The sequence below is a fragment of the Arcicella sp. GW822-FHT02H01 genome, assembly GCF_058802005.1.
Genome location: NZ_JBXANT010000001.1, coordinates 1,439,224 through 1,447,500 on the forward strand (window position 1 = coordinate 1,439,224; position 8,277 = coordinate 1,447,500).

Sequence of the window (8,277 nt, forward strand, 5' to 3'; positions counted from 1 at the left end):
GTTGGACTTAAGGACACTAGACTCTTTCTTGACTTTAGACCTTAAACTTTTGACTTTAAACTCTAGATTCGTGACTTTGAATATTAGAATAACAAATAGTATATATATATGACAGATACCTTGCAGATTGATATCCATCAGATTGAAAAATCTAGGATTGATGCGGTTGATTTTGACAACCTTGTTTTTGGGCGTTCTTTTGCCGACCACATGTTGGTGGTCGACTTTAAAGATGGAGAATGGCAAACGCCACAAATTGTGCCTTATGGCCCTATCTCTTATTCTCCAGCGATGATGTCTCTTCATTACGGACAAGCGATTTTTGAAGGCATGAAAGCCTACAAAAATGCAGCGGGTGAAATACTGGTCTTTCGTCCAGAAGAGAACTGGAAACGTCTCAATAAATCTGCTGTCCGTATGTGTATTCCTGAAATTCCAGAGGATATTTTTATGGAAGGTCTTTCACAACTTTTACGCTTGGATGCCGACTGGATTCCTGCGAAAGAGGGTTGTTCGATGTACATTCGTCCTTTTATGTTCTCTACGGATGAATACGTTGGTGTTAGTCCATCAAAAACATACAAGTTTATTATTTTCAACTGTCCAGTAGGTTCTTATTATACCAAGCCTCTACGTGTACGTGTTGAAACACAATTTATTCGTGCTGCTCATGGTGGTGTTGGTTTTTCTAAGAATGCAGGTAATTATGGTGGGTCGTTGTATCCAACTAAATTAGCGATGGATGCTGGTTATGACCAAATTATCTGGACTGATGCCGCTACGCATACTTTTGTGGAAGAAGCAGGAACGATGAACCTTTTGTTTGTAATAGATGGTGCTTTAGTAACGGCTCCGACTGGCGATACAATTCTTGACGGTATTACGCGTAAATCAATTTTACAAGTAGCGAAGGAATGGGGAATGGAAATTCAAGAAAGACAACTTTCGGTAAAAGAATTAGTAGAAGGTATTCAGTCAGGTAAAGTAACTGAAGCATTTGGTGCTGGTACAGCCGCTGTAATTGCCCCTATCGCAACGATTGGCTACGAAGGTGTTGATTACCAATTACCAGAACGCAAAGACGACGCATTCTCTAAAAGAGTATTTGAGGAAATCAATGATATTCGTTTAGGTAAAAAAGATGATACACGTGGATGGGTAATGAAAATATAGTTTTCATGATTGTTTATAAATAAAAATAGCCTTTAGATAATATCTAAAGGCTATTTTTATGATACAGTAACTTACTGTAAAAGCTTATTTTCTTTATTAGCAAAGATTATCTTTAAGCCTGGGTCTTTTTCAGTACTTACATTTTGAAGTAATAAACTATTTTTGCCATCAGCCAATTGCCAAGTCGTAGCTTTCTCTGTACTAGTCCCCTTACCATATTTAGTATCGAAATAACCTTTAAACTCCGTCATTAGGCTATCTACGGCTGTTTGTCGCTCGATGTACACATCAATCGTAATAGCTTCTACTTTATTTTGTGCACTCCTTACATACAAAATATCAGCAAAGTTTAAATCTGTATCATCAAAATACTCCGTAAAACTCTTCCCGTTTTCTGCTGGCGTTTCAGAAGGCAAAGTTGTTTCATTAATTGTATCAATGTTATCACCAATTTTTACACCGCGTGCCATACCAGCATCGGTTTTAAGAATTGCTTGAAAAATTGAGCTATAATTTTCTAAAGCAGATGAGCCAGCCGAACTACTTTCAGGACTGCTTGTTTCGGTTTGGGTACTTTCTTTTTTATCTTGACAAGCAATCAATAGTATAAATAATAAAAGGAAGTAAAGATTATATTTTTTCACGAATTGTATGTATTAAGATTTTTAAATACAAAAATACAAAAACTTTCTGAGTAGCTACCACATTCTGATTGATGATATAAGTTTCCTCACCCAATCATGTGATACCACCTGATAAATATATTTTGTAAGTTTACAATAAATTTAGTAGCAAAACAGTATCCTTCTTAATCAAGCATTTATTCAAAACTATTAGCTTCAACATCATGTCTCTAAATTTTCCTCAACCAATGAACCAAGCATCCATTAAAATCGTAATTTATGAAGATAACCCTGATTTAAGAGAAAGCCTTTCTGTATTGCTCAGAGGATCAATTGGTTTTGAACTTATCGGCGCCTTTGTAAACTGTGAGCAAGTAGCCAGACAAATTATTGATTTAAGGCCAGATGTGGTATTAATGGATATTGATATGCCCATTGCAAATGGCTTAAAGGGGCTCAAAGTAATCAAACAATTGGCACCACAAGTAAATGTAATCATGTTTACGGTGTTTGAAGATAATGAAAATATTTTTGAGGCAATCTGTTCAGGGGCAGTGGGTTACTTATTAAAAAGGACGCCTCCTATTAAACTGCTTGAAGCAATTCAGGATGCAAATAATGGCGGTGCACCCATGACTTCGAGTATTGCCCGTAAAATTTTGCAGATGTTGCCTGCTCAACAAAAAATTACAGAAAACAACGACTATAAATTAACAGAACGAGAAGGCGAAATATTAAATCTTTTAGTAAAAGGCAATAGTTATAAAATGATTGCCGATAAATGTAGTATTAGCATAGACACTGTGCGGTCGCACATCAAAAAAATCTATGATAAGCTACATGTACATTCGCAAACCGAGGCCGTTGCGAAAGCTATCCATGAAAGAATTGTATAATCAATATCATCCTATCATGTGATTGACAATAGATAAATTAGTCCCCAACTTTGTAATCAAGAAACCAACCATGCTATAGAATTAAATTTATGGAATAACCTTAACTAAATAACTATCATGGCAAGTCCATCATTAACAAACAATACATACTTAATCAATAACATAAGTCGTGATTTAAACTTTAAAAGAGAGAATATTCTTAGTAATGAATCGAACATTATTTTATCGATTTCTTGTAAAAAGAACATTATTGTAGCTTGGAAAGACATTAGTCATTTAGAAGCAATCGGCAATTATACCATGTTTTACTTCACTGATGGAAAAAAATTGCTAGTTTCTCGTACAATGAAAGTTTTTTTGCCTAAATTAGATGCCGAAATGTTTGTGAGGATTCATAAGTCTTTTACAATCAACCTGAACTGCGTTTCTCAATTTGACATTAAAGAAGAAATGTTTGTACAATTAAGGGATGGTAGTAAAATATCTATTTCGAGAAGAAAAAAGAAAGAGTTTATTGATAGAGTGAGAAAACATTTTGGGTATTCTCGCATCAATTAAAAAGAAATTAGTGGTTAGGTATTTATGAAACGGGGGTGAACTTTGTTGCCCCACGTTTTTAATTCCTAATCTTCAAAAATATTAAAGATAATAGGTGTAGAACTATTAATTTGCACAGGGGGATGTTTTTAACGTCTCCTTTTGTCTTTTATAGCCTTCCCAAAATCTATTAAGTTCTGATTTTGTTGATCTTTTTAACAAAGCCTTTTCTATTAGCTGGTGACTTAAGTCACCAGCTAATAGAAAAAATTAGTACTTAACAGTTTTTTCCTAAAACTCCCGTCCTATATTAAATACAAAGTGTCCTTTATTAAAGCTATTGATGGCATAATTAAAGCGTATTACCAGATTGTAGTAGGTTACTAAATCCAGTCCACAGCCATAACTATACAACATCTTATTTGCTAACTTACTTTTATTTTCATCTGTAAAGCGATTTTCAACATATCCATAGTCCCCAAAAAGAGTTGGATATACACCAATAGGAATTTTATTAAACTGCTTCATTTTAAGGAATTTCAAATTGATTTTTTTGTTAAAAAGCTCGTATCTCAGTGTATTCCTTCCATAAAAATACTTACCTCCATCTACTACATACAATTCATATCCTCTTACAAGGTGACTGCCATAGCCTAAGCCACGGGTGTTGTAAAAGGGTTGACGATTGGGAAAGGATATTTTTGCTTCAATATTAATCCCCAGATACCACTTAGTCGATAGCGGTTTGTAATAGGAATAATTTCCAGTGATTTCTAATTGATTGATGTCATCGTTTGGCGAAATTCCCAATTTATTGATAAATAGCTCATAGCGTTTTCCTCTTAATGGATAAGCAACGTTATCTCTGAAATCATAATTAAAATAATAAGTAAACTGAAGGTAACGTTGGAGTGTACCATGGTTAGCAAAATAATTTGGATTCAGTTTCCTAATCGTATCGTTGATAGAGATATTATTGAAACGCAATTCAAAAGTATGGTTATCGTAAAAGGCAAAACGTTTCTTTAAGAAAACAGCGGTAGAAAAGCGTTCGCGCATAGTCTCGTTTTTACTTCTATGATAAAACAATGTATCATTCAGGCTCCTAAATGCTACGTTATTATTTGTCATATAAGATATACTAAAGCCCATCCCTGTTTTTTGAGCTTTGTTGATGTATGGAATTTTATACCCAACATCTATCCGTTGTGTAAACCCATTTTCAAGATGCAGCGAAAGTCTTTCAGCGCGTCCTCTAAAATTACTATGGATTAAATCTATCCCATAAATAGTTCGATTGAAATCATGCCCCCTATCCCACCATTCCGAAAAATTCCTATCAGCCAATAGAAAAACAGGATACCCTAACAAAAACCATTGTTCTTGTAGATGAATCTGAATGTTCAGCTGTCCGTTTTCAGTAAGCTGATGATGAATGTCAACCGAAACAAACAGGTTAGTATTAACAATTTTTCGCCTGTTTATTTCTAAACGCTTATTGACATCATTGATGAATAACGTATCGCCTATTTTAAAGTCCAATTCGCGAAGAATGATACTCTCCTTTGTTTTATGATGCCCATTAAGAACAATTTCATTTACCACCACAAAAGAATCTGGTTGGATGGGCTTAAAAGAAGTACTAAATAAAGAAAAAAGGAAAGTAAAAAGTAGCATATATCAAAGTTAAGCAATTATCCCAATAACATACTTCAAGCAATCTTCATACCAGTAGTAACATATCGATGTTCTCATTGCTAAATTAAATAATATTGTATCCACTTATGGGTGGAAATAATTAACCATAGCCAACCTGATTAAATATAAATTATTCTAAATTAATTAGTATTATTGCAAGTAATATTGACCATTTTTATCAATCATAATTTATGAACATTACCAAACCAAGGTTATCATTTTCTCAAATCATTAACATGAATGTAGGTTTTTTTGGCATTCAATACAGTTTTGGTTTGCAGCAAAGTGCTATCAATCCCATTTATGATTTTCTAGGAGCTAGTCCCGATGAAATACCCCTTCTCAATTTAGCTGGCCCCATGACGGGTCTTTTAATCCAACCAATTATTGGAGCAATGAGTGATAAAACGTGGCATCCACGTTGGGGAAGGCGTAAGCCCTATTTTTTAATAGGGGCTTTATTATGTAGCATTGCCTTGTTTATTTATCCCTTTAGTAGTTCATTATGGATGGCCGCAGGGCTGCTATGGATACTTGATGCAGGAAATAATACAGCAATGGAACCTTATAGGGCATTTATTGCTGATAAATTACCTGCTGACCAGCAGGCTACAGGGTTTTTATCTCAAAGTTTTTTCACTGGTCTCGGCATTACCTTGGCGAATGTTTCCTTATTTATTTTTCAAAAATTCATTACTGGCGAACATGGTAGTATTCCATATTGGGTATTTGGTTCATTCTTTCTGGGTTCTGTTTGTTCGATAAGTTCTGTTCTTTGGTCTATGGCTAAAACGCCTGAAATTCCGCCTACTCTTGAAGAATTGGAGCATATCAAGCAAAGTAACAGAGGTATTTTTTCTCCTTTTATTGAAATTGCAGAGGCTATTAAGGATATGCCAAAAATAATGTGGCAATTGGCTTTAGTATATTTGTTTCAATGGTATGCGTTATTTTGCTATTGGCAGAATGCTTCTAAAAGCATTGCCCTATCGGTTTGGCATACTACTCCTGAGCATGACAAACAGTTGTACCAAGAAGCTGTGGGTTGGACGGGCTTAGTAAATGGATGGTATAATATCGTTACCTTTTTGTCGGCATTTGCACTGGTAGGCATTGCGAAAAAATACACACCCAAGACTGTACATACAATCTGTTTATTAATGGCAGGGTTAGGCTTGCTTATCTTTCCATCTATTGAAAACAAATATTTATTGTTCGCTCCCATGACGGGCTTTGGTATAGCATGGGCAAGTATGATGGGTATACCGTATTTAATGGTAATTTCAGAGATTCCCAAAGAACGTTATGGCGTATATATGGGTATTATCAACATGATGATTGTGATACCTATGATTATCCAGAACCTTACTTTTGGCTATATATTAGAACACTTTTTAAATAACGATGCAGGTAAGGCTATCACTTTTGCAGGTATTTTTCTATTATTAGCCTGTGGAGCTACCATGTTGATGAAATCTGAGAAGATAAAAGAAGGATTGGAAATACCAACGAGCGGTGGTGGGCATTGAAAGAGGACTTTAGGACTGGATGACTAAAGGATTTTAGGATGTATGACTTTAGGATTATAAGACTTAAAGACTGTAGGATTGTTATGATCTTACAGTTTTTAAGTCTTTTTTACGAAACCTTCTTATTAGCGGGTGACTTAAGTCCTACTGATTGCCCACATCTTTTAAAAAAGTTGAAATGAAGATATAATTATTGATAAAATGGGTTAAAATGGGCTTAAATCGCCTTTCAAACTGAGCTTTGGTCTCCTCATGTCACAGCCTGACTACTTGAAACATTTATTTCTAGCGAGGGACTTAAGTCCCTCGCTAGAAATAAATACCTTGATTATCAGCTATTTATATACTTTTGGGTAATCGATAGGACTTAAGTCGCCCGCTAATAGAAATAGTAAAGCCACATCTTACTTGTTTAAGAAATGGCTTTACTATTTGTTCTCTCAAAAGGGCATATGCAATATGCCCCTACATGTACTTACCTAGTCTTGTGTCTTTTATCTTGTGTCTTATAGTCTTTTAATCCTTTAATCTTCAAGTCCTGCCTATCCTGTAGTTCTCCAAAACAAGAAGAGCCACCATTTCTGGTAGCTCTTTTCTAATATTTTTGGGGTTTATTTACTTTCCCGCATGTGATTGCAGTATCATCAACGGAACTGGGCTTAACTTCTCTGTTCGAGATGGGAAGAGGTGAACACCAGTCCTATCAACCCCATAAATTCTTTGAGCTATTAAGCTCTATTTCTTTATGAGTAATTCATATAATATTGTGAAAGATGTTGAAGAGTAAGAACTATAAAGATTATATATCATACGGTTGTATTAATAAAGCTGTTGGGTAATTAGTATTGCTCGACTTTGGTATTTCTACCTTTACATCTGCAACCTATCAAGGTCGTCATCTACGACCGCCCTTATATGGATTACTCATCTTCAGGTCAGTTTCGCACTTAGATGCTTTCAGCGCTTATCTGGTCCCGACGTAGCTACTCAGCTATGCTCTTGGCAGAACAACTGATACACCAGCGGTCAGTCCAACTCGGTCCTCTCGTACTAAAGTCAGAACCTGTCAATAATCCTACGCCCACAACAGATAGGGACCGAACTGTCTCACGACGTTCTGAACCCAGCTCGCGTGCCACTTTAATCGGCGAACAGCCGAACCCTTGGGACCTTCTCCAGCCCCAGGATGTGACGAGCCGACATCGAGGTGCCAAACCTCCCCGTCGATGTGAGCTCTTGGGGGAGATCAGCCTGTTATCCCCAGAGTACCTTTTATCCTTTGAGCGATGGCTGTTCCATACTAAACCACCGGATCACTATATCCTACTTTCGTACCTGATCGACTTGTATGTCTCACAGTCAAGCACCCTTTTGCTATTGCACTCTACGCACGGTTACCAAGCGTGCTGAGGGTACCTTTGAAAGCCTCCGTTACTCTTTTGGAGGCGACCACCCCAGTCAAACTACCCACCAAGCAATGTCCCTATTTAGGTTAGAATTCCAGTACAAGAAGGGTGGTATTTCAACGTTGACTCCATCATGCCTAGCGACACAATTTCACAGTCTCCCACCTATCCTACACATCCAGTACCAGAACTCAATGCTAAGCTATAGTAAAGGTTCATGGGGTCTTTCCGTCCCGTTGCGGGTAAACGGCATCTTCACCGTTACTACAATTTCACCGAGCTCACGGCTGAGACAGTGTCCAGATCGTTACACCATTCGTGCAGGTCGGAACTTACCCGACAAGGAATTTCGCTACCTTAGGACCGTTATAGTTACGGCCGCCGTTTACTGGGGCTTCGATTCAATGCGTCGCTT

At 36.7% G+C, this 8,277-nt stretch carries 6 protein-coding genes and 2 rRNA genes (1 of these 8 only partly in view); 4 read left to right on the top strand and 4 right to left on the bottom strand.

The genetic code is table 11. From position 1 onward, the window contains the following. Nucleotides 1-108: 108 nt before the first annotated feature. Complete coding sequence (locus tag AC1RNE_RS06250) at nt 109-1,173, top strand: branched-chain amino acid aminotransferase (RefSeq protein WP_492800167.1); 1,065 nt, start codon at nt 109-111, stop codon at nt 1,171-1,173. Nucleotides 1,174-1,244: 71 nt separating this feature from the next. On the opposite strand, the gene AC1RNE_RS06255 is transcribed toward AC1RNE_RS06250, so the two are convergent. Further along, a complete protein-coding gene (locus AC1RNE_RS06255; protein WP_492800168.1) occupies nt 1,245-1,817 on the bottom strand; it encodes a hypothetical protein in 573 nt (190 codons plus the stop codon). 203 nt (nt 1,818-2,020) lie between these two features. Here AC1RNE_RS06255 and AC1RNE_RS06260 point away from each other — a divergent pair, with 203 nt between their 5' ends. Together AC1RNE_RS06260 and AC1RNE_RS06265 are read left to right on the top strand one after the other, a co-directional pair. Then, a complete protein-coding gene (locus AC1RNE_RS06260) occupies nt 2,021-2,692 on the top strand; it encodes a response regulator (RefSeq protein WP_492800169.1) in 672 nt (223 codons plus the stop codon). A gap of 117 nt (nt 2,693-2,809) precedes the next feature. After that, nucleotides 2,810-3,250, top strand: coding sequence for a LytR/AlgR family response regulator transcription factor (locus AC1RNE_RS06265; RefSeq protein WP_492800170.1), 441 nt, complete (start codon nt 2,810-2,812; stop codon nt 3,248-3,250). A 270-nt stretch (nt 3,251-3,520) separates the two neighbouring features. On the opposite strand, the gene AC1RNE_RS06270 is transcribed toward AC1RNE_RS06265, so the two are convergent. Beyond that, nucleotides 3,521-4,906 carry a BamA/TamA family outer membrane protein gene (locus tag AC1RNE_RS06270; protein ID WP_492800171.1) on the bottom strand — a complete coding sequence of 462 codons (1,386 nt, stop codon included), beginning with the start codon at nt 4,904-4,906 and terminating at the stop codon, nt 3,521-3,523. A gap of 212 nt (nt 4,907-5,118) precedes the next feature. Here AC1RNE_RS06270 and AC1RNE_RS06275 point away from each other — a divergent pair, with 212 nt between their 5' ends. Then, a complete protein-coding gene (locus AC1RNE_RS06275) occupies nt 5,119-6,456 on the top strand; it encodes an MFS transporter (protein WP_492800172.1) in 1,338 nt (445 codons plus the stop codon). Nucleotides 6,457-7,058: 602 nt separating this feature from the next. Here the strand turns inward: AC1RNE_RS06275 and rrf are convergent. Both rrf and AC1RNE_RS06285 read right to left on the bottom strand, forming a co-directional pair. Then, a 5S ribosomal RNA gene (gene rrf, locus AC1RNE_RS06280) occupies nt 7,059-7,170 on the bottom strand. A gap of 105 nt (nt 7,171-7,275) precedes the next feature. Beyond that, a 23S ribosomal RNA gene (locus AC1RNE_RS06285) occupies nt 7,276-8,277 on the bottom strand (it continues 1,825 nt past the right edge of the window).